The following is a 20,696-nucleotide window of genomic DNA, read 5'->3' on the forward strand; positions in this document are numbered from 1 at the left end:
TCCGATGACAGCGTGCACTGCACCCGCGGCCGCGGCGGCGGAAGCCTGAAGACATGGTCAGTGCACAGGAGAACGTGATCAGCGCCGCAGGGCTGCGGCGCACGTACGGGGACTTCGAGGCGGTGCGGGGCGTCGACTTCGCCGTCCGCCGGGGCGAGTTGTTCGCCCTGCTCGGCACCAACGGCGCCGGCAAGACCTCCACCGTCGAGCTGCTGGAGGGGCTGGCGGAGCCCAGCGGGGGCGAGGTGCGGGTGCTGGGGCGCGACCCGTACCGCGAGCGCGGGCGCGTACGCCCGTACACCGGCGTGATGCTCCAGGAGGGCGGGATGCCCTCGCAGCTCACGGCCGCCGAGACGGTAAGGATGTGGGCCGGCTGCACCGCGCGGCCCCGCCCTGTCGCGGAGGCGCTGGAACTGGTCGGGCTCTCCGACCGGCGGGACGTACGGGTGTCGCAGTTGTCCGGCGGCGAGCGGCGGCGCCTGGACCTGGCGCTCGCGCTGCTCGGCCGGCCCGAGGTGCTCTTCCTCGACGAGCCGACCACCGGCCTCGACGCCGAGGGGCGGCACGCGACGTGGGAGCTGGTGCGCGAACTGCGCGCCGGCGGCACAACGGTGCTGCTCACCACGCACTACCTGGAGGAGGCGCAGGAGCTGGCGGACCGGCTGGCGATCATGGCCGGCGGGCGGATCGCCGCGGCCGGCACCGTCGAGGAGATCGTCGGCGCCCACCCGGCCACCGTCTCGTTCCGGCTGCCGGTCGGCTGGCTGCCGGGCGACCTGCCGCCGCTGCCCGCCCTGGGCGTGACGGGGCACGAGCTGGCGGGGACGAGCGTACGGCTGCGTACGGACGCGCTGCAGCGGACGCTGACCGGGCTGCTGCTGTGGGCGCAGGACAACGGCGTGGAGCTGGCGGGTCTGGACGCCCGCTCGGCGTCGCTGGAGGAGGCGTTCCTGAAGATCGCGGGCGCCGCGGAGGACGACCGCAGGGCGGGGGCAGCCAAGCGGCGCGAGAAGGGCGCCGGGCCGCCCGCGGCGCGCGCCGCCGACGTGGTCCGTACCGACGAGAGGAACGCCCGATGACCGCCACCACCACCGCCGGCCCGCAGCCGCACCTCGACGACCGCGCCGCCGACGTCCCGGGCCCGCTCGCCCGGCTGGCCGCGATCGGGCGGGCCGAGCTGACGCTGATGTGGCGCAGCAAGCTGGTGCTCTTCGGCGCCCTGGTCACCCCGGCGGGCTTCGCGTTCGCGACCCGGTCGACGGTCGAGGAGCTGGACCTGTCCGACACCGGCCTCACCGCGGCCACCGTGGTGCTGCCGAGCGCAATCGTCTTCGCGCTGATCTTCGTGGTCTACGCGAACCTCGTCATCGTCTACGTCGCCCGCCGCGAGGAACTCGTCCTCAAGCGGCTGCGCACCGGCCTGCTCACCGACCGCGAACTCCTCGCCGGCGCCGCGCTGCCCGCCCTGTGCGTGGCCCTGGCACAGTGCCTGGTGCTGGCCGTCACCGTGAGCCTGGCAATGGACTCGCCCGCGCCCGAAGCGCCGCATCTGGCGGTGCTGGGGGTGCTGCTGGGGATGGCGATGCTGACGGTGCTGGCCGCGGCGACCGCGGCGGTGACAAAGTCGGCCGAGAGTGCACAGTTGACGAGCATGCCGCTGCTGCTGGTGTCGATGTTCGGCTCGGGGCTGTTCGTGCCGTTCGAGGTGCTGCCGGACTCGGTCGCCGAGGTGGCGCAGCGGCTGCCGCTGTCGCCGGTGGTGGAGCTGGTGCGCGGCGGCTGGACCGGGGAGCTGGGCGGCGGCGCCGTCCTCGAGGCGCTCGTCGTGGCGGTGGCGTGGACGGCCGCGGGGGCGTGGGCGGTGCGCCGGTGGTTCCGGTGGGAGCCGCGCGCGTGAGCGGGGCACGCGCGGTCGTGCGGCCGCCGGCAGACGGTGGGCGTACGGTACGGCCGTACGCGGCGATCACGCCGGGTGGAGCGGGCGGGGCGCGCAGGACGAGCGGGGCGGAGGTGACGTACGGGATGGCCGAGCCGGATGCGGACGCGGGCCCCTTCCGGGACCCCGAGCCGACCGCGGGCCCGGCCGCGGAGGCCGGGCCGGGAGGCGGCGTACTGCGCTGGCTGCAGCGCGCACGGCGCATGAGCGGGCCCGAGCGCTGGCGCCACTACACCGTCTCCACCATGTACTTCCTCGCGCTCTTCGAGGCCGTGCTGATCGGCGTGTGGCTGAGCAACACCCGCGACGGCATGGGCACGGTCCCGTTCGCCGTCGTGGTCGTGCTGCTCCTCGCGCACCTCACGATGCAGATCAAGCTCTCCCTCACCGCCCCCTTCCTCGGCGCCGCGGGGCCCACCGGCCGGCTGGTCGCCCTGCACCTCGCCATCGTCTCGGCGCTGCTGGCCGCCGCCCTCGCGCTGCGCGCCGCGGACCGGCTGGATCCGGCGGAGCTGGGGCCGTTCCTGGTGTGGGTGCTGATGTTCGCCGCCGGGCCCGTGGTGCTGGCGCTGCCGCTGCGCACGAGCGGGATCGTCGTCACGGCGCTGTGCGCGGCCACGCTGCTGGCCGCGGCGGTCGTCGGGCCGCGCGAGCAGTGGCTCGCCGTCACCGCGGCCACCACGGCGCTGGGCGCGCCCTTCATGGGGCTCACCTACCGCGCCTCCGCGTGGGGCGTGAAGCTCGTCGACGAACTCGACGCCGCACGCGCCGCGCAGGCGCGGCTGGCCGTCGCCGAGGAGCGGCTGCGCTTCGGCCGCGACCTGCACGACGTCCTGGGGCGCAACCTCGCCGTCATGGCGCTCAAGAGCGAGCTGGCGGTCCAGCTCGCGCAGCGCGGCCGGCCCGAGGCCGCGGACCAGATGGCCGAGGTGCAGCGCGTCGCGCAGGAGTCGCAGCGCGAGATCCGCGCGGTCGTACGCGGCTACCGCGCCGCCGACCTGCACGCCGAGCTGGCCGGCGCCCGCGCCGTACTGCGCGCGGCCGGGGTCGACTGCGCGGTGGACGAGACGGACCTGACGGCCCCGGGCAGGCGGGTCGTGGTGCCGGAGGGGGCGCAGTCGGCGCTGGCGTGGGTGGTCCGCGAGGGCACGACGAACGTGCTGCGGCACGCGGACGCCCGTATGTGCACGATCATCCTGCGGGCCGCGGACGGCGCGGCGGAACTCGTCATGGACAACGACGGCGCCCAGGACTCCGAGCCCGGCACCCCCGCCGACGGCGCCGGGCTCACCGGGCTGCGGGAGCGGCTGGCGGCCGTCGGCGGCACGCTGAGCGCACAGCGCAGGACCGGCGGGCGGTTCCGGCTCGCGGCCCGTATCGACCTGGAGGCGTCGTGATCCGCGTCCTGCTCGCCGACGACGAGCACCTCATCCGCGGCGCGCTGGCCGCGCTGCTCGCCCTGGAGGACGACCTCACGGTCGTCGCCGAGGCGGCCGGCGGCGACGAGGCGCTGGCCATGGCCCGCGCCCACCAGCCGGACGTCGCCGTGCTGGACCTGCAGATGCCCGGGCTCGACGGCGTCGCCGTGGCGGCTTCGCTGCGTACGGCGGCGCCCGGCTGCGCGGCGATGATCGTCACCAGCCACGGGCGCCCGGGCGCGCTGAAGCAGGCGCTGTCCGCGGGGGTGCGGGGATTCGTGCCCAAGACGGTCTCGGCGCAGCGGCTGGCGGAGGTGATCCGCACGGTGCACGGGGGCGGCCGGTACGTGGACCCGGAGCTGGCGGCGGACGCCATCGCGGCGGGCGACTCCCCGCTGACGCCGCGGGAGGCGGAGGTGCTGGAGCTGGCGGCGGACGGCGCCCCGGTCTCGGACATCGCCCGGCGCGCGTCGCTGACGCCGGGGACGGTGCGGAACTACCTGTCGTCGGCGATGACGAAGCTCGACGCGGAGAACCGGCACGCGGCGGCCCGGCTGGCGAGGGAGCGCGGCTGGCTGTGAGACCGCCCGCTCCGCACCTCCCCGCGGCACAACACGCAAGGCCCCTGGCGCTGCCCGGGGCCCCGCCCCTTTCTGTGCCAGGATCAGGGGTGCCATGACTGCGACCACAGCAAGTACCGCATCCGCGCCCGCCTCCGCCGGCGCCGCGCCCGCCCACGCGCCCGCGTCTGCGCCCGAGCCCGCGGCGCTGCACGGGCCAGTCCTCCAGTGGTTCCACGAGCACGCCCGCGACCTGCCGTGGCGCCGGCCGGAAGCCGGCCCGTGGGGCGTCATGGTCAGCGAGTTCATGCTGCAGCAGACGCCGGTGAGCCGCGTGCTCCCCGTCTACACGCAGTGGCTGAAGCGCTGGCCCCGCCCCGCCGACCTGGCCGCCGAGGCACCCGGCGAGGCCGTGCGGGCCTGGGGCCGGCTCGGCTACCCGCGCCGCGCCCTGCGGCTGCACGCCGCCGCCACCGCCATAAAGGAACGGCACAACGGCGACGTGCCCAAGCGGCACCCGCAGCTCCTCGCGCTGCCCGGCATCGGCGAGTACACCGCGGCCGCCGTCGCCTCCTTCGCGTACGGGCAGCGGCACGCCGTGCTCGACACCAACGTCCGCCGGGTCTACGCCCGGCTGGTCGGCGGCACCGAGTTCCCGCCCGGCGCGACGACCGCCGTGGAGCGCCGCGTCGCACGCGAGTTGCTGCCCGACGAGGACGCCGAGGCGGCCCGCTGGGGCGCCGCGACGATGGAGCTGGGCGCGCTCGTCTGCACGGCCCGCAAGCCCGACTGCGGCAACTGCCCGGTGGCGACGCTGTGCGCCTGGCGGCTCGCCGGACACCCCGCGCATGCGGGCCCGCCGCGCCGCACGCAGTCGTACGCGGGCACGGACCGGCAGGTGCGCGGTCGGCTGCTGGCGGTGCTGCGGGACGCGGACGGGCCGGTGCCGCAGCAGCGGCTGGACGCCGTGTGGCACGAGCCGGTGCAGCGGGCGCGGGCGCTGGACAGCCTGGTGTCGGACGGCCTGGTGGAACCGCTGGCCGACGGTCTGTACCGGCTGCCGCAGAGCTGACGGCCGCCGCCTCCCCGGACAGCGGACGGCGCGCCCGCCGCCGCCGGCGGGCGGGCGCGCTCGGCGTCAGGCCCAGGGCTTGCTGTGGTCCAGCCCGCCCTCCTGACGCTGCGTCAGCGAGTACCAGTTGCCGCTGTCGTCACGGAAGATCGCCTCGGTTCCGTACGGCCGCTCCTGCGGCTCCTGGATGAAGTCCACGCCCCGCTCCCGCAGCTTCTCGTACGTCGCCCGGCAGTCGTCGGTGTGGAACGCGCCGGCGCCCAGCACGCCCTTGCTGACGAGCGTCGTCAGCGCCTCGGCCGACTCCGGGTCGAGGCCGGGCCCCGTGGTCCGCATGAGGGCCAGCATGACGTCCGGCTGGCCGGGGACCCCGACCGTGATCCAGCGCATGCCCTCCCCCATCTCGATGTCGTCGCGGACCTCGAAGCCGAGTTTGTCGGCGAAGAAGTCGCGGCTGCGCTCCTGATCGGTGGTCCAGACGGTGGTGATGGCCAGGTTCGTGATCATGGCGTTCTCCCTGGTGGGGTGGTGCTTCGGTACTGCGGCCACGCTAGGCGGGCGCGGCCTCAGCCCGCTTCCTCAGAGTTGCGCTCCCTGATCCGCGGGTCGAACCCGCCGGCCCACAGCAGCGCGAAGCAGCCGGGTATGAGCGCGGTCCCGCGGCCCACGTGCGCGTCGCGGTACGCGCTCGGGGAGAGCCCCGTACGCCGCTTGAAGCTCGCGGAGAACGTGCCGAGGGCGGAGAAGCCGACCAGGTGGCAGACCTCGGTGACGGAGAGGTTGCACGTGCGCAGTAGGTGCTCCGCGCGCTCCAGGCGGCGGCGCGTCAGGTACTGGCCGGGAGTCTCGCCGTAGGCGGCCTTGAAGGCGCGGATGAAGTGGTACCGGGAGTAGCCGGCGTGCGTCGCCACCGCGTCCAGGTCGACCGTCGGGTCGGCCCAGTCGCGGTCCATGGCGTCCTTGGCGCTGCGCAGTGCGCGCAGATCGGGGCGAAGCACTCTTCGAGCATGGCACGCGCCACTGACAGCGGACCGCCGCCGGCCTCCGGCCCGTACGCACGGACGGGGCAGGGAGGGCCCGTACGCGGGGGCAAAGATCCTCGGGAAGGCCGTGAACGCACGGACGGGCCGCGCGCCCCCCGCCCGCTACCGCCGGAGGCGCACGGCCCGCCATCGGGGGCCCCGGTCCGCTCAGACCTTCACCGGGGCCTCCGCCTCCGCTTGCGCGGAGCCCGGACCGGCGTCCCCGGCCGGTCCGGCGTCCTCTTTCGCCGGGGCGGCCCCGCGCAGCGGGACCTCCTTGACGAACCACGAGGCGAGGAACGCGAGCACCGCGACCGCGGTACCCCACAGGAAGACCTGGTGGGTGCCGTTCGAGACGGCGCTCAGGTACCCGTCCTTGATGTGCGTCGGCAGTTGCTCGATCAGCTCGGGGGTCAACTGCCCGCCGCCCACCGCCTTCTCGCCCGCGGGCCCGGTCTCCTCGGCCATCGTGTCGGCGACCCGGCTGCTGAAGATCGCGCCCATCAGCGCGACGCCGAAGGAGCCGCCGATGGTGCGGGTCAGGGTGATCGTCGAGCTGCCGGCGCCCATGTCGCGCATCTCCAGGCTGTTCTGCCCGACGAGCATCGACATCTGGATCATGAAGCCGAGTCCGGCGCCCATCACCGCCATGTAGAGACCGGAGGTCAGGCGGGAGGTGTCGGTGCCCATCGTGGACAGCAGGTACAGCCCGACGGTCAGGGCGGCGCCGCCGATGATCGGGTACATCCTGTAGCGCCCGGTCTTGGTCACGGCCCGGCCGACGAAGAGCGAGACGACCATGACGGGCAGCATCATCGGCAGGAGCAGCAGCCCGGAGTTGGTGGCCGAGGCACCCTGGACGCTCTGCTGGAACAGCGGCAGGAAAGTGACGCCGCCGAACATCACGAAGCCGACGATGAAGCCGATCACGTTCATCAGCGTGAAGTTGCCGTTGCGGAAGATGCGCAGCGGGATGATCGGTTCCGCGGCGCGGGTCTCGGCCCAGCCGAAGGCCGCGAGCGAGGCGGCGCCGAGCACGGACAGGCCGACGATCTGCACCGACCCCCAGTCGTACTCCGTACCGCCCCAGGAGGTCACGAGCACCAGCGCGGTCAGCCCGATCGAGAGCAGGGCTGCTCCCGTGTAGTCCACGCGGGCCTTGATGCGCTTCTTCGGCAGGTGCAGGACCGTCGAGATGACGAAGAGCGAGACGGCGCCCAGGGGCAGGTTGATGTAGAACGCCCAGCGCCAGCCGAGGTGGTCGGTGATCGTCCCACCGACCAGCGGGCCGCCGATGGTCGCGATGCCCATGACGGCGGCCATCATGCCCTGGTACCGGCCGCGCTCGCGGGGCGGTACGAGGTCGCCGATGATCGCCATGACGCCGACGATGAGACCGCCGCCGCCCAGGCCCTGGATCGCGCGGAAGGCGATGAGCTGGCCCATGTCCTGGGCCATGCCGGAGAGCGCGGAGCCGATCAGGAAGACGACTATGGAGGACATGAAGATGCCCTTGCGGCCGTAGAGGTCACCGAACTTGCCCCACAGCGGCGTGGAGACGGCGATGGCCAGGGTGTACGCGGTGACCACCCAGGCGAGGTGGTCCAGGCCGCCGAGCTCGCCGACGATCGTGGGCATCGCGGTGCCGACGATCAGGTTGTCGAGCATCGCGAGCATCATGGTGATCATCAGGCCGAGCATGATCACCCTGACGTTGCGCGGCGGTGCTGGAACCGCCTCCTGATCCTTGGTCTCCGCCATGGGCCCTCTCCCTACTTACTTGCCGCCCGGCTAGTGGGTACCATGAGAACGTACGCCGCTACTTGCCGGGCGTCAAGTAAGTATCTGACGGAAGCAGGGATCATGGGGACGACCAGGGGCGACACCCGCCAGCGCATCCAGGACGTGGCACTGGAGCTCTTCGCCGACAAGGGTTATGACAAGACTTCCCTGCGCGAGATCGCCGAACAGCTCGACGTCACGAAGGCCGCGCTCTACTACCACTTCAAGACCAAGGAGGACATCCTCGTCAGCCTGGTCGAGGACCACTTCGCGCGGGTCGACGAGCTGATCGCCTGGGGGCGCGACCAGCCGGCCACGCTGGAGACCAGGCTGGAGCTGCTGGCGCGGTACAGCGCGCTGCTCTCCGGCGGCAGCACCCTCTTCCGGTTCATGCAGGAGAACCAGGCGAGCATCCGCGAGCTGAGCCTCGGCGAAACCTTCAAGGCGCGCATGGGCGACATCATCGGCATGCTGCGCGACAAGGACGCCGACCTGAAGGACCAGGCCCGCAGCGTCGCCGCGATCTTCACCATGCACGCCGGGATGTTCGCCCTGGCCGACGCCAAGGGCGACCCGGAGGAGAAGCGCCTCGCCTGCCTGGAGGTCGCGCAGGAGCTGGTGACGGCGGGCTACAAGGGCTGACCCGGAGACGGCACGGCGTACCGCGCCGCTGCCCGCACGGGCGTCACGTACGCGCCCGTACGCACCGCTCCGTACGCCTCCCGCAGGCCTCTCCCCTACGCACCCGGGCGCACCCGGCACGTACACGCAGAGCCGCCCCGGACCACACGGTCCGGGGCGGCTCTGCGTCGTACGGCGGAAGCCGAGCCGCTACGGGCTCACGCCTCCTTGCTCAGGTTCGGGCCCGCGCCGCCGGCGGCGGCGTCGACCGGCGGGGCGTCGGGCAGCGCCGACTTCTCCTCGCCGCGGAAGGTGAACGTCGCGTCGTCACCCTCGCCCTCGGTGTCGACCACCACGATGTGGCCCGGGCGCAGCTCGCCGAAGAGGATCTTCTCCGAGAGCACGTCCTCGATCTCCCGCTGGATCGCGCGGCGCAGCGGCCGGGCGCCCAGCACCGGGTCGAAGCCCCGCTTGGACAGCAGGTCCTTGGCCTCGGTGGACAGCTCGATGGCCATGTCGCGGTCCTTGAGCCGGTTGTCCAGCTCGGCCAGCCGCAGGTCGACGATCTCGATGATGTCGTCCCGGGTCAGCTGGTGGAAGACCACGATGTCGTCCACACGGTTGAGGAACTCCGGCCGGAAGTGCTGCTTGAGCTCCTCGCTGACCTTCGACTTCATCCGCTCGTAGCCGGTCTTGACGTCGCCCCCGGCGGCGAACCCCAGGCCGAAGCCCTTGGAGATGTCCTTGGTGCCGAGGTTGGTCGTCATGATGATGATCGTGTTCTTGAAGTCCACGACCCGGCCCTGGGAGTCGGTCAGGCGGCCGTCCTCCAGGATCTGCAGCAGCGAGTTGAAGATGTCCGGGTGGGCCTTCTCGACCTCGTCGAAGAGGACGACCGAGAACGGCTTCCGGCGCACCTTCTCCGTCAGCTGGCCGCCCTCCTCGTACCCGACGTAGCCGGGCGGGGAGCCGAACAGCCGCGAGACGGTGTGCTTCTCGCTGAACTCCGACATGTCGAGCTGGATGAGCGCGTCCTCGTCGCCGAAGAGGAACTCCGCCAGCGTCTTCGACAGCTCCGTCTTACCGACGCCGGACGGGCCGGCGAAGATGAACGAACCGCCGGGGCGCTTCGGGTCCTTCAGGCCCGCCCGCGTACGCCGGATGGCCTGGGAGAGCGCCTTGATGGCGTCCTCCTGCCCGATGACGCGCTTGTGCAGCTCGTCCTCCATGCGCAGCAGCCGCGAGGACTCCTCCTCGGTCAGCTTGAAGACCGGGATGCCGGTGGCGGTGGCCAGGACCTCGGCGATGAGCTCCTCGTCCACCTCGGCGACGACGTCCATGTCGCCGGCCTTCCACTCCTTCTCCCGCTGCGCCTTCTGCGCCAGGAGCTGCTTCTCCTTGTCGCGCAGCCCTGCGGCCAGCTCGAAGTCCTGCGAGTCGATCGCGGACTCCTTCTCGCGCCGCACGTCGGCGATCTTCTCGTCGAACTCCCGCAGGTCCGGCGGCGCGGTCATCCGGCGGATGCGCATCCGCGAGCCCGCCTCGTCGATCAGGTCGATCGCCTTGTCCGGCAGGAAGCGGTCGGAGATGTACCGGTCGGCGAGCTGGGCCGCGGCGACCAGGGCGGCGTCCGTGATGGACACGCGGTGGTGCGCCTCGTACCGGTCGCGCAGACCCTTGAGGATCTCGATCGTGTGCTGCAGCGACGGCTCCGCGACCTGGATCGGCTGGAAGCGGCGCTCCAGGGCCGCGTCCTTCTCCAGGTGCTTCCGGTACTCGTCGAGCGTCGTGGCGCCGATGGTCTGCAGCTCGCCGCGGGCCAGCATCGGCTTGAGGATGCTCGCCGCGTCGATCGCGCCCTCGGCGGCCCCCGCGCCCACCAGGGTGTGCAGCTCGTCGATGAACAGGATGATGTCGCCGCGGGTGCGGATCTCCTTGAGCACCTTCTTCAGGCGCTCCTCGAAGTCACCGCGGTAGCGGGAGCCCGCGACCAGCGCGCCGAGGTCCAGGGTGTAGAGGTGCTTGTCCTTCAGGGTCTCGGGCACCTCGCCCTTGACGATGGCCTGCGCCAGGCCCTCGACGACGGCGGTCTTGCCGACGCCGGGCTCGCCGATGAGCACGGGGTTGTTCTTCGTACGGCGGGACAGCACCTGCATGACCCGCTCGATCTCCTTCTCGCGCCCGATGACCGGGTCGAGCTTGGACTCGCGGGCCGCCTGCGTGAGGTTCCGGCCGAACTGGTCGAGCACCAGGGACGTCGACGGCGTGCCCTCCGCGGGGCCGCCGGCGGTGGCGGTCTCCTTGCCGCCCTGGTAACCGGAGAGCAGCTGGATGACCTGCTGCCGCACCCGGTTCAGATCGGCGCCCAGCTTCACGAGGACCTGGGCGGCGACGCCCTCGCCCTCGCGGATGAGGCCGAGCAGGATGTGCTCGGTGCCGATGTAGTTGTGCCCGAGCTGAAGCGCCTCGCGGAGCGACAGCTCCAGGACCTTCTTGGCCCGGGGGGTGAAGGGGATGTGGCCGGACGGGGCCTGCTGGCCCTGGCCGATGATCTCCTCCACCTGCTGGCGGACCGCCTCGAGCGAGATCCCGAGGCTCTCCAGGGCCTTTGCGGCGACACCCTCACCCTCGTGGATCAGGCCCAGGAGGATGTGCTCGGTGCCGATGTAGTTGTGGTTGAGCATCCGGGCTTCTTCCTGAGCCAGGACGACAACCCGCCGCGCGCGGTCGGTGAACCTCTCGAACATCGTTAATCGCTCCTCAGAGCGGTCAGGCAGATCGGGGACGTTCCCCTCCCTGTCCTTCCGCAGCTTAGTCCCGCAAGCGGGGACCGCTCATTCCAACTGTCGACACCCGGACCCTGACTCCGTCAGTCTCCTGCACCGGACATCCGACTACTGCTCCAACCTGATGGTGCGAGACGATGTTCCCGCAGGCCAGGCGAATACTCTCAATGCCGCTACGCCCATGGCGAACGCCACCCGCCGAAGCCTGCCAAGCCACCGCTCTCACCAGCGCCACTAGCCAAGTCTTACCCGCACTGCGGGCGGTGCCATCAGATTTTCCGGCCTCTTCCCTGCGCTGACGGCGAACACGGCGGAACGTCTGTGGACGCCGATGCGGGGAAGAAGAAGCGCGCTATGCGACCGGGATGACACATGTCGTAACCAACGCGGGCGCGACCGCGTTGCTCAGGGCGTGACCGGTTCCGTGATCCCGCGCCAGACCGGCCCGCAGGGCAGACCCGGCCCGGCGGGCGGAAGCGGCGCGCGCGGCCGGAACGGGTCGGGTACGGGGACGGGCGGCACGAGGGCCGCGGCAGGCGCTGCGGCGGGCTCCGCGACGGGCACGGCGACCGGTGCTGCGGCGGGCTCCGGGACAAGGGCTGCGGCGGGCTCCGCGGGGGCGCCCGCGGCGGGCGGACTGTCAGCCGGGGCGCTGCGCTGCGACGTGCTGGAGATGCCCGCGGAGGCCGGCTGGGCGGTGCTGCGCAGGCGGCCGGCCACGGGGCCCGTGGGGCTGACCGGCGGCCGGATGCGCTTCCTGATCGCCGAGGGCGGCGCGGCGGAGCTGCCGGGGCTGCTGGACTGGCTGGAATGGGGCGGCATCCCGCTGGACCTGAGCGCGGCGCCGGCGGCGGTACGGAGCTGGCCGCCGACGCTGTGGTTGCGCCCGCCCGGCCGGGCGGCGCTGGCGCGGCTCCCCGCGGTGCGGCTGCCCGTGGGCACCGAAGCCGGCCGCGGGGGCGGAGTCGTGGACGGGGATGGCGTAGGAGATGACGCCTATGGCGTCGAGGACGTCGAAGACGCCGTCCGGGTTGCTGCCGAATCGGATGGGGACAGGAGTGACGCGGACGGCGGTGCCGTGCCGGCGCGGAACCGGGTTGCGGACCGGCCGGATCTGGTACGGCTGGTGAGCGCGGCGGCGACAGCCTGCCACCGCCTCACCCTGAACGTCAGCCGTTCGCCTTTTCGTATGCCTCGCGGATGTTCGCCGGAACACGGCCACGCTCGCTGACCTCGTAACCCTGCTCCTTCGCCCACGCGCGGATCTTCGCCGTGTCCTGGCTGCCGGACGCCCCGCCGCGGGAACGCTTCGTGGCGCGGCCACCGGTCCTGCGGCCGCTCTTCACGTACTGCTCCAGAGCGGTGCGCAGCTTTTCCGCGTTGGCAGTCGTGAGGTCGATCTCGTAGGACTTGCCGTCGAGAGCGAACGTCACGGTCTCGTCTGCCTCACCGCCATCGAGATCATCGACGAGAAGGACCTGTACCTTCTGAGCCACCGGGCTTCCCTTTCATCGGAACAATGTGTGCTGGCGAAAGCAAACCGCTTTTCAGCGGAAAACTCAAACCCTGTCGGAGAACTCGCGCAACAATATCTTCGCGATTCGGACAAAGCGTCATCAGAGATGCAGCAGCATCCTGCTGTTGCCGAGGGTGTTGGGCTTCACCCGCTCCAGGTCCAGGAACTCGGCAACGCCCTCGTCATACGAGCGCAGCAGCTCACTGTAGACGTCCTGGTCCACCGGAGTCTCGCCGATCTCGACGAAGCCGTGCTTGGCGAAGAAGTCGACTTCGAACGTGAGGCAGAAAATTCTGCTGACGCCGAGCCAGCGGGCGGTGTGCAGCAACTTGTCAAGGAGTTGGTGGCCGATGCCGGTGCCCTTGCGGGCCGGATCCACGGCCAGCGTACGCACCTCCGCGAGGTCCTCCCACATCACGTGCAGCGCTCCGCAGCCGACCACGGCGGCGTCCACGTCCCGCTCGGCGACCCAGAACTCCTGGATGTCCTCGTAAAGCGTCACGGTGGCTTTGTCGAGAAGGATGTCACGGTGCACGTAGGGGTCGAGCAGCCGGCGGATGGCCCGGACATCCGAGGTGCGGGCGCGCCGGATGGTGACCCCGTAAGAATCGCTGGGCATGACTTGACGCTATCGTCACGCGCTTGCTTCGCTGTCACCGGCTTCGGTGTCACCGGGTGAGTCCAGCGACACGACGCGTAGCGCATCGCGCAGCGCGTCGAGCTGGGCCGGCGACATCATGCCGAAGAACGCGACAAGCGCGGCAGCGGGATTGTCGCTGGCGGCCCACGCCTCGTTCATGAGTGCGGCGGAGTAGGCGGCCCGGGTGGAGACCGCTTCATATCGATAGGCGCGGCCTTCGGGTGCCCGCCGCAGCCAGCCCTTCTGGTGGAGGTTGTCCATTACGGTCATGACGGTGGTGTACGCGAGAGAGCGTTCCTGCTGGAGGTCTTCCAGCACTTCCCGGACGGTGACCGGGCGGTTCCACTCCCACACCCGGGTCATGACCGTGTCTTCGAGCTCTCCCAATGGCCGGACCACGCCCAGCACAATACCCGTAGGAGCGTGAACAATGGGGCGATTGGGACGGGGAAGGGAGCGGCGGGCGTGGCGATTCCGGCGGCGGAGGCGGGCCCGTCGCCGCGGTTAGGGTTACCCGGCGCTACTCGGCGGACTTCTGCTTCGCCGCCTCGGCCTGCGCGAATGCGGCATCGACGGCGGCGTCTTCCTTGGCCTTGTTGGGACCGCCCTGGTTCTTGACGATCGTCACGATCATCACGGTGAAGGCGACGGCCATGACGGTCGACGGAAGCAGCGCGGAGAGGTAATCCATGAGAGCCATCCATCGTTGCGGGCTACTGGGCGCGGGCGCCGCGGAGGTGCCGCGGGCTCCAGCGTAGCCCGGCGGGGGTGGCGGGTCGGCGGGAGGGGGTGGCGGCGCCGCCGGAGCGGCGCGGCGCGGTCCGGGTGGAGGAGTCCGGCGTACGGGCCCGGGGTCAGGCCGTACGGGCCGCGGGCGGCCGCAGCAGGTGCTCCGGGGGCGGGGCCGGGCGGCGGCGGGGCGGGAAGACCTCGGCGGGGGTGGGCACCGGCCGGTTCGGGGACGCGGGCCGGCGGTCCGGGGGGTTCTCCCGGGGCGGGCGCTGCTCCGGCTGCCCGCCGGGCTTCCGCGGCTTCCCGCCCGGGGACGGCTCCGACTCCTCCGACCCCTGCGCCGCCCAGGGCGCCCGGCCGCCGGGCAGGGCGCGCAGCGCGGGGCGCGGGAGGAGCGCCGCGGGTACGGGGGGCGGGTTCGGCGCCGCGGACGGGGCGGGGACCACCGGCCCTGCGGGCGCCGTCGGCACGGGGCGGCGGCGGGGCGGCACCTGGGCCGCCGTCAGCGCCTCACAACGCCGCAGCAGCCTGCGCCGGCGCTCCGCCACGCCCGGGTCCGCCGGCTCGGCGCACAGGGCGCGCAGCGCGGCGACGTCGGCCTGCCGGGGCACGTAGCCGGTGGCGAGCGCGTCGTGCAGCAGCTCCGCGTACCCGGAGGCGCTGCCGGGGAGCGCGGCGCGGTAGCGGGCGAGGTCGGCGCTGTGGAACAGGCGCATCCGGTCCGCCTCGGCCGCCGCCTCGTCCAGCGCCGCGGCCAGCTCCGTGCAGTCCCGTACGACGGCGCCGCGCGGGACCGCGTGCGCGGCGGCCGGCTTCGTCCCGTCACCCCTGGCGGGCCTGGGCAGGCCCCAACTCGACTCGATGGCGATGGCCAGCGCGTCACGCACGACGCGGAGCTCGTCGGCGCTCAGCGCCACACCGCCTCGGGAACCGTATGGCGTAGGCATAATCCGACTTTAGGCCCTGAAGGGGACTCATGCCGCGAAGGCGCGCGGAACGGGCTGGCGCCGCGGGTGGGCGGGCCGCTGCCGCGCGCCCCTGTCAGGTGGTGGAGACGTTCCGCTCGTAGACCAGGCGGAGGCCGATCAGCGTCAGCCAGGGCTCGTGCTCGTCGATCACCGAGGAGTCGGCCAGCATCATCGGCGCCAGCCCGCCCGTCGCGATGACGGTGACCTCGTCCGGGTCGTCGGCCAGCTCCGCCGCCATGCGGTTGACCACGCCGTCGACCTGGCCCGCGAACCCGTACAGGATGCCGGACTGCATCGCCTCGACCGTGTTCTTGCCGATCACCGAGCGCGGCCGGGCCAGCTCGATCTTGCGCAGCTGCGCGCCGCGTACGCCCAGCGCCTCCGTGGAGATCTCGATGCCGGGCGCGATGACCCCGCCGACGTACTCGCCGCGCTCGCTGACCGCGTCGAACGTCGTCGCCGTGCCGAAGTCGACGACGACGGCCGGCCCGCCGTACAGCTCGGCCGCCGCCAGCGCGTTGATGATCCGGTCGGCGCCGACCTCCTTGGGGTTGTCCATCAGCACGGGTACGCCGGTCTTCACGCCCGGCTCGACGAGCACGGAGGGGACGTCGCCGTAGTAGCGGCGGGTGACCTCGCGCAGTTCGTGCAGCACCGAGGGGACGGTGGAGCAGATGGCGATGCCGTGGATGCCGTCGCCCAGCTCCTCGCCGAGCAGCGGGTGCATGCCCATCAGGCCCTGGAGCAGCACGGCCAGTTCGTCGGCGGTGCGGCGCGCGTCGGTGGAGATGCGCCAGTGCTCGACGATCTCCTCGCCGTCGAAGAGGCCGAGGACCGTGTGGGTGTTCCCGACGTCGATGGTGAGGAGCATCTAGCCGTCGCCCTCCTCGCGCAGGTCGAGGCCGATGTCGAGGATGGGGGTGGAGTGCGTGAGCGCCCCCACGGCCAGGTAGTCGACGCCCGTCTCCGCGTACGCGCGCGCGTTGTCGAGCGTCAGCCGCCCGGAGGACTCCAGCCGGGCCCGGCCGGCGACCAGCGCGACGGCCTCCTCCGTCTCGACCGCCGTGAAGTTGTCCAGCAGGATGAGGTCGGCGCCCGCGTCGACGGCCTCGCGGACCTGGTGCAGGGTGTCCGCCTCCACCTCCACGTCCAGGTCCGGGAATTCGGCCCGTACGAGCCGGAACGCCTCCGCCAGGCCGCCCGCCGCGACCACATGGTTGTCCTTGACCAGCGCCGCGTCCGACAGGGACATGCGGTGGTTGACGCCGCCGCCGCAGCGCACCGCGTACTTCTCCAGCGCGCGCAGCCCCGGGGTCGTCTTGCGGGTGTCGCGGACCTTGGCGGAGGTGCCCTCCAGGGCGTCGGCCCAGGAGCGGGTGGAGGTGGCGATTCCGGACAGGCGGCAAAGGAGGTTGAGCGCGCTGCGTTCGGCAGTAAGGAGGTCGCGTGTGCGGGTGCGGACCGTCAGCAGCGGCTGCCCGGCCTCGACCAGGTCGCCGTCCTCCGCGTGCCGCTCGACTTCCATGTCATCGGTACAGACGACGGACAGCACCGCCTCGGTGACGCGCAGTCCGGCGACGACGCCGGCCTCGCGGGCGGTGAAGTCGCCGACGGCGACGGCGTCTTCGGGGACGGTGGCGACGGTCGTCACGTCCACCCCGTGGTCGAGGTCCTCCTCGACGGCGAGGTGGGCGACATCCTCGACGTAGACCGGGTCGAGGCCCGCGTCGACGAGGAGCTGGGCGAGAGCGGGGTCGAGGCCGCACTCCAGGGGGTCGTGGCCGTACGCCGCGCCTTCGTCACCGTCGCCCGCCCCGCAGCCGCAGGCGTCGCCGCAGCCCCCGGCGCCGGTGTCCGGGCCGCCGAGGGGCAGGAGCGTCAGCTCCACGGGCTGGGGTCGGTGGGGCTCTGGGGTGCTGCTCACGGGGTCTCCCGGTGGAAGGCGGTGCCGGCCGTGGTTCGGACGGCGAGTGCGGGGGCTGCGGTGTTCGCGGAGGCTTCGGGGTTTTCGGAGTGCGCGGGGGTTTCGGGGTTCCCGGCGCGTACGGGATCGGGGCTGAGGGTGACGAGGAAGTGGCGGGCCCAGTGCGCGTCGTCGCGGTCGGCGTGGTCCTCGCGCCAGTGCGAGCCGCGGGTCTCGACGCGGCGCCGGGCGCACTCGACGAGGACGCGCGCGACGAGCAGCAGGTTGGTCGCCTCCCAGGTCTCCACGCACGGCGGCGCGGGGGCGGGGCGCGCGGTGTCGCGTATCGCGCACAGCCGGGCGGCGGCCTCGTCCAGGCTGGCGGCGGAGCGCAGGACGCCGGCTCCGGCGGTCATCACGCGCTGGATGCCGAGGCGCGCGTCCGGCGGGAGGAGGGGGATCTCCAGCGGCGGGCTCTTCTCCTCCGGCGCGCTCGGCCCCTCCGGTACGGGCCCGGCGGCGACGTCCGCCGCGATGCGCTCGGCGAAGACCAGCCCCTCCAGCAGGGAGTTGGACGCCAGCCGGTTCGCGCCGTGCACGCCGGTGCAGGCCACCTCACCGCAGGCGTACAGGCCCGGGACGCTCGTGCGCCCGCGCAGGTCCGTGACGACGCCGCCGGAGGCGTAGTGGGCCGCGGGGGCGATCGGGACGAGGTCGTGGACCGGGTCGAAACCGTGCGCGCGGCAGGCCGCGAAGATCGTCGGGAAGCGCTGCTTCCACATCTCCGCGCCGAAGTGCCGTCCGTCGAGGTACATGTGGTCGGCGCCGCGCTCGCGCATGCGCCGCATGATGCCCTTCGCCACGATGTCGCGCGGCGCCAGCTCGGCCAGCTCGTGGCGGCCCAGCATGAACCGCACGCCGTCCGCGTCGACGAGGTGGGCGCCCTCGCCCCGTACCGCCTCGGAGACCAGCGGCTGCTGGCCCTCCGCGTCCGGGCCGAGGAACATCACCGTCGGGTGGAACTGCACGAACTCCAGGTCCGACACCTCCGCGCCGGCGCGCAGCGCGAGGGCGACGCCGTCGCCGGTGGAGACCGCCGGGTTGGTGGTCGCGGAGAAGACCTGGCCCATCCCGCCGGTGGCGAGGACCACGGCGGGGGCGTGGACGGCGCCCACGCCGTCGCGCGCGCCCTCGCCCATCACGTGCAACGTGACGCCGGCGGCGCGCCCTTCCGCGTCCTTGATCAGATCGAGTACGAGCGCGTGCTCGACGGTCTCGATCCCCGCCTCGCGCACCGCCTCGACCAGCGCGCGGGAGACCTCCGCGCCGGTCGCGTCGCCGCCCGCGTGGGCGATGCGGCGGCGGTGGTGGCCGCCCTCGCGGGTCAGCTCGATGGCGCCGGTGGCGGGGTCGGTGTCGAAGGCGGCGCCGGTGGCGATGAGGCGGCGCACGGCGGCGGGGCCTTCGGTGACGAGGGTGCGTACGGCGTCCTCGTCGCACAGCCCGGCGCCCGCGACGAGGGTGTCGGCGAGGTGCTGCTCGGGGGTGTCGCCCTCGCCGAGGGCGGCGGCGATGCCGCCCTGGGCCCAGCGGGTGGAGCCGTCGTCGAGGTTGGCCTTGGTGACGACGGCGACCCGGCGGCCCGCCTCGGCGCAGCGCAGCGCGGCGGTGAGCCCGGCGACGCCGGAGCCGACCACGACGACGTCGGTGTCCAGCACCCAGCCGGGGGCGGGGGCCTCGAGCCGTATCGCGGTCACCGGGCACCTCCGAAGGTCAGGCGGATGTTGTCGATGAGACGGGTGGCACCGACCCTGGCGGCCACGGCGAGGACGGCTTCGCGGGCGGTGGCGTCCTTCTGAGCCGCGGGGGCCGCCGTTTCCTCCGCGGTGCCGGACGCGTCCCCTGTCGTGCCGTCCGTGAGCGGCGTGAAGTCGGCGGGGTCCACCAGCGCGGCGTAGTCCAGCTCCAGTGGAGGCGACAGCCTGCCCGCCTCGTGCAGCACAGACTGTGCCGCTGTCAGCGCTTCGCGCGGGCCGCCGCGCGCCTCGCGCGCCGCGAACAGCGCGCGGGACAGCGCGAGCGCGGTGCGGCGCTCCGGCGCGGAGAGGTACACGTTGCGGCTGGACAGGGCGAGCCCGTCGGGTTCGCGTACGGTCGGCACGCCGAGGATGCGTACCGGGAAGTTCAGATCGCGCACCATCCGTGTGATCAGCGCGAGTTGCTGGGCGTCCTTCTGCCCGTAGAGCGCCGCGTCGGGACGCGTGAGGTGCAGCAGCTTGGCGACGACGGTGAGCATGCCGTCGAAGTGGCCCGGGCGGAACGCGCCCTCCAGCCGCTCCCCCATCGGCCCGGCGCTGATGCGCACCTGCGGCTCGCCGCCCGGGTAGACCTCGTCGGCGGACGGTGCGAAGACGACGTCCGCGCCCTCCTTGCCGGCGAGCAGGACGTCGGCGTCGAGGGTGCGGGGGTAGCGTTCCAGGTCCTCGCCGGCGCCGAACTGCAGCGGGTTGACGAAGACGGTGACCACGACCTGACCCTGCGGGCCGACTTCGGCGCGGGCGGCGCGGACCAGGGCGGCGTGGCCCTCGTGCAGCGCGCCCATGGTCATCACCACGGCGCGCGCCGGGCGTTCTTCTGCGGTGCCGGGCGCTTCCGGGGGCGCATGCGCCCCCGGCGGCTCCGGCAGATCCGCGGCCTGGTGTACGAGCAGAGCGGTCATCGTCGCCGTCCCTCAGCGTCCTCCGTCGGCGAGGACCCCGAGCAGGTCCTCGGCCAGCTCCGGCTTGAGCAGCCCGCCCGCGAGCGCGCGGTCCGCCGTCGCCCGGGCCATCGCGACGTACGCGGGCACGGCCTGCGGCGCGTGGATGCGCAGCTCCGCGATGTGCGCCGCCACGGTGCCCGCGTCGCCGCGCGCGACCGGTCCGGTGAGCGCGGCGTCGCCGCTGCGCAGCGCGTTGTCGAGGGCGGCGCCGAGCAGTGGGCCGAGCATCCGGTCCGGGGCGCCGACGCCGGCCTTGGTGAGCAGCTCCATCGACTGCGCCACCAGCGTGACGAGGTGGTTGGCCCCGATGGCGAGCGCCGCGTGGTACAGCGGGCGGGCCGCCTCCTCCACCCACTCCGGCTCCCCGCCCATCTCCACGACCAGCGCCTCCGCCGCCATACGCAGTTCCCCGGGCGCGGTGACGCCGAAGGAGCAGCCGGCGAGGCGCTGGACGTCGACGGCGGTGCCGGTGAACGTCATCGCGGGGTGCAGCGCGAGCGGCAGCCCGCCGGCGCGGGTGGCGGGCTCCAGCACCGCCGCTCCGTACCGGCCGGAGGTGTGCACGAGCAGCTGCCCGGGGCGTACGGCGCCGGTGCCCGCCAGGCCCTCCACGAGGCCGGGCAGCACGTCGTCGGGCACGGTGAGCAGCACGAGGTCGGCGCGGGCCAGCACCTCGGCCGGCTCGGTGACGGGCACGTCGGGGAGCATCTCGTCCGCCCGCCTGCGGGCGCCGTCGGAGACGGCGTGCACGGCGACCGGGCGGTGTCCCGCGAGCGCGAGCGCCGCGGCCAGCGGCGGGCCGACCCGGCCGGCGCCGACCACGCCGACGGCGAGCCGGGCAGGCTTCTCCTGCGGCTCGGGGGTGGGGCTGGGGTTCACGTCGCCTTCCGTTCCAGTCCGCTTCGGGTACCGGACGTACGGGTTCATGGTACTTGCGGCGTCGGGCGGCCGTCGGTGTGTGCCTGAGCACTCTGCACCG

Annotated in this window: 21 protein-coding genes; 6 read left to right on the top strand and 15 right to left on the bottom strand. The window is 73.1% G+C overall.

Features of this window, described 5'->3' with window-relative positions; all coding sequences use genetic code 11:
- The first annotated feature begins 53 nt into the window (after positions 1-53).
- The 5 genes from LG396_RS34930 (at position 54) to LG396_RS34950 (ending at position 4,986) form a co-directional block, all read left to right on the top strand.
- Positions 54-1,079, top strand: coding sequence for an ABC transporter ATP-binding protein (locus tag LG396_RS34930; protein WP_037743714.1), 1,026 nt, complete (start codon positions 54-56; stop codon positions 1,077-1,079).
- Positions 1,076-1,897 carry an ABC transporter permease gene (locus LG396_RS34935; RefSeq protein WP_018839271.1) on the top strand — a complete coding sequence of 274 codons (822 nt, stop codon included), beginning with the start codon at positions 1,076-1,078 and terminating at the stop codon, positions 1,895-1,897. The genes LG396_RS34930 and LG396_RS34935 overlap by 4 nt, the downstream gene beginning before the upstream one ends.
- A complete protein-coding gene (locus tag LG396_RS34940; RefSeq protein ID WP_372483625.1) occupies positions 1,894-3,333 on the top strand; it encodes a sensor histidine kinase in 1,440 nt (479 codons plus the stop codon). Before LG396_RS34935 ends, LG396_RS34940 begins: the two co-directional genes overlap by 4 nt.
- Complete coding sequence (locus LG396_RS34945; RefSeq protein ID WP_100300550.1) at positions 3,330-3,935, top strand: response regulator transcription factor; 606 nt, start codon at positions 3,330-3,332, stop codon at positions 3,933-3,935. Before LG396_RS34940 ends, LG396_RS34945 begins: the two co-directional genes overlap by 4 nt.
- A gap of 94 nt (positions 3,936-4,029) precedes the next feature.
- On the top strand, positions 4,030-4,986 hold the full coding sequence (locus LG396_RS34950; RefSeq protein WP_018839274.1) for an iron-sulfur binding domain-containing protein: 957 nt from the start codon (positions 4,030-4,032) through the stop codon (positions 4,984-4,986).
- A gap of 66 nt (positions 4,987-5,052) precedes the next feature.
- Here the strand turns inward: LG396_RS34950 and LG396_RS34955 are convergent, their stop codons facing one another.
- The 3 genes from LG396_RS34955 to LG396_RS34965 all read right to left on the bottom strand — a co-directional run bounded on the left by LG396_RS34955 (position 5,053) and on the right by LG396_RS34965 (position 7,769).
- Positions 5,053-5,493 carry a VOC family protein gene (locus LG396_RS34955; protein WP_018839275.1) on the bottom strand — a complete coding sequence of 147 codons (441 nt, stop codon included), beginning with the start codon at positions 5,491-5,493 and terminating at the stop codon, positions 5,053-5,055.
- A 59-nt stretch (positions 5,494-5,552) separates the two neighbouring features.
- Positions 5,553-5,939: a helix-turn-helix transcriptional regulator gene (locus LG396_RS34960; protein ID WP_018844544.1), complete on the bottom strand. Its 387-nt coding sequence runs from the start codon at positions 5,937-5,939 to the stop codon at positions 5,553-5,555.
- 237 nt (positions 5,940-6,176) lie between these two features.
- The gene (locus LG396_RS34965) at positions 6,177-7,769 is read right to left on the bottom strand and encodes an MDR family MFS transporter (RefSeq protein WP_225797805.1); all 1,593 of its coding nucleotides are present in this window, start codon (positions 7,767-7,769) and stop codon (positions 6,177-6,179) included.
- A gap of 102 nt (positions 7,770-7,871) precedes the next feature.
- On the opposite strand from LG396_RS34965, the gene LG396_RS34970 reads away from it, so the two are divergent.
- On the top strand, positions 7,872-8,432 hold the full coding sequence (locus tag LG396_RS34970) for a TetR/AcrR family transcriptional regulator (protein WP_100300546.1): 561 nt from the start codon (positions 7,872-7,874) through the stop codon (positions 8,430-8,432).
- A 197-nt stretch (positions 8,433-8,629) separates the two neighbouring features.
- Here LG396_RS34970 and LG396_RS34975 read toward each other — a convergent pair whose 3' ends face one another.
- From LG396_RS34975 to LG396_RS35030, 12 genes are all read right to left on the bottom strand, one after another.
- The gene (locus LG396_RS34975; protein ID WP_018839279.1) at positions 8,630-11,158 is read right to left on the bottom strand and encodes an ATP-dependent Clp protease ATP-binding subunit; all 2,529 of its coding nucleotides are present in this window, start codon (positions 11,156-11,158) and stop codon (positions 8,630-8,632) included.
- Positions 11,159-11,602: 444 nt separating this feature from the next.
- Positions 11,603-12,139, bottom strand: coding sequence for a hypothetical protein (locus LG396_RS39985; RefSeq protein WP_372483626.1), 537 nt, complete (start codon positions 12,137-12,139; stop codon positions 11,603-11,605).
- Positions 12,140-12,366: 227 nt separating this feature from the next.
- Positions 12,367-12,693, bottom strand: coding sequence for a histone-like nucleoid-structuring protein Lsr2 (locus tag LG396_RS34985; protein ID WP_018839280.1), 327 nt, complete (start codon positions 12,691-12,693; stop codon positions 12,367-12,369).
- Positions 12,694-12,813: 120 nt separating this feature from the next.
- Positions 12,814-13,332, bottom strand: a complete 519-nt coding sequence (locus LG396_RS34990) for an amino-acid N-acetyltransferase (RefSeq protein WP_018839281.1) — start codon at positions 13,330-13,332, stop codon at positions 12,814-12,816.
- A 15-nt stretch (positions 13,333-13,347) separates the two neighbouring features.
- Complete coding sequence (locus tag LG396_RS34995; protein WP_018839282.1) at positions 13,348-13,752, bottom strand: BlaI/MecI/CopY family transcriptional regulator; 405 nt, start codon at positions 13,750-13,752, stop codon at positions 13,348-13,350.
- 121 nt (positions 13,753-13,873) lie between these two features.
- Positions 13,874-14,044, bottom strand: a complete 171-nt coding sequence (locus LG396_RS35000; protein WP_018854367.1) for a hypothetical protein — start codon at positions 14,042-14,044, stop codon at positions 13,874-13,876.
- A gap of 163 nt (positions 14,045-14,207) precedes the next feature.
- On the bottom strand, positions 14,208-15,032 hold the full coding sequence (locus tag LG396_RS35005) for a hypothetical protein (RefSeq protein WP_263979967.1): 825 nt from the start codon (positions 15,030-15,032) through the stop codon (positions 14,208-14,210).
- 94 nt (positions 15,033-15,126) lie between these two features.
- A complete protein-coding gene (locus LG396_RS35010) occupies positions 15,127-15,924 on the bottom strand; it encodes a type III pantothenate kinase (protein WP_018839285.1) in 798 nt (265 codons plus the stop codon).
- Positions 15,925-16,941, bottom strand: coding sequence for a carboxylating nicotinate-nucleotide diphosphorylase (gene nadC, locus LG396_RS35015; protein ID WP_225797826.1), 1,017 nt, complete (start codon positions 16,939-16,941; stop codon positions 15,925-15,927).
- A gap of 32 nt (positions 16,942-16,973) precedes the next feature.
- Entirely contained in the window at positions 16,974-18,713 is a 1,740-nt protein-coding gene (locus tag LG396_RS35020) for an L-aspartate oxidase (protein WP_225797806.1), read from the bottom strand.
- Entirely contained in the window at positions 18,710-19,675 is a 966-nt protein-coding gene (gene panC, locus LG396_RS35025) for a pantoate--beta-alanine ligase (protein ID WP_225797807.1), read from the bottom strand. Before panC ends, LG396_RS35020 begins: the two co-directional genes overlap by 4 nt.
- 12 nt (positions 19,676-19,687) lie before the next feature.
- Positions 19,688-20,596, bottom strand: coding sequence for a Rossmann-like and DUF2520 domain-containing protein (locus LG396_RS35030; protein WP_225797808.1), 909 nt, complete (start codon positions 20,594-20,596; stop codon positions 19,688-19,690).
- Positions 20,597-20,696 lie beyond the last annotated feature (100 nt).

The sequence above is a fragment of the Streptomyces aculeolatus genome (genome assembly GCF_020400605.1).
GTDB classification, from domain to species: Bacteria; Actinomycetota; Actinomycetes; order Streptomycetales; family Streptomycetaceae; genus Streptomyces; species Streptomyces aculeolatus.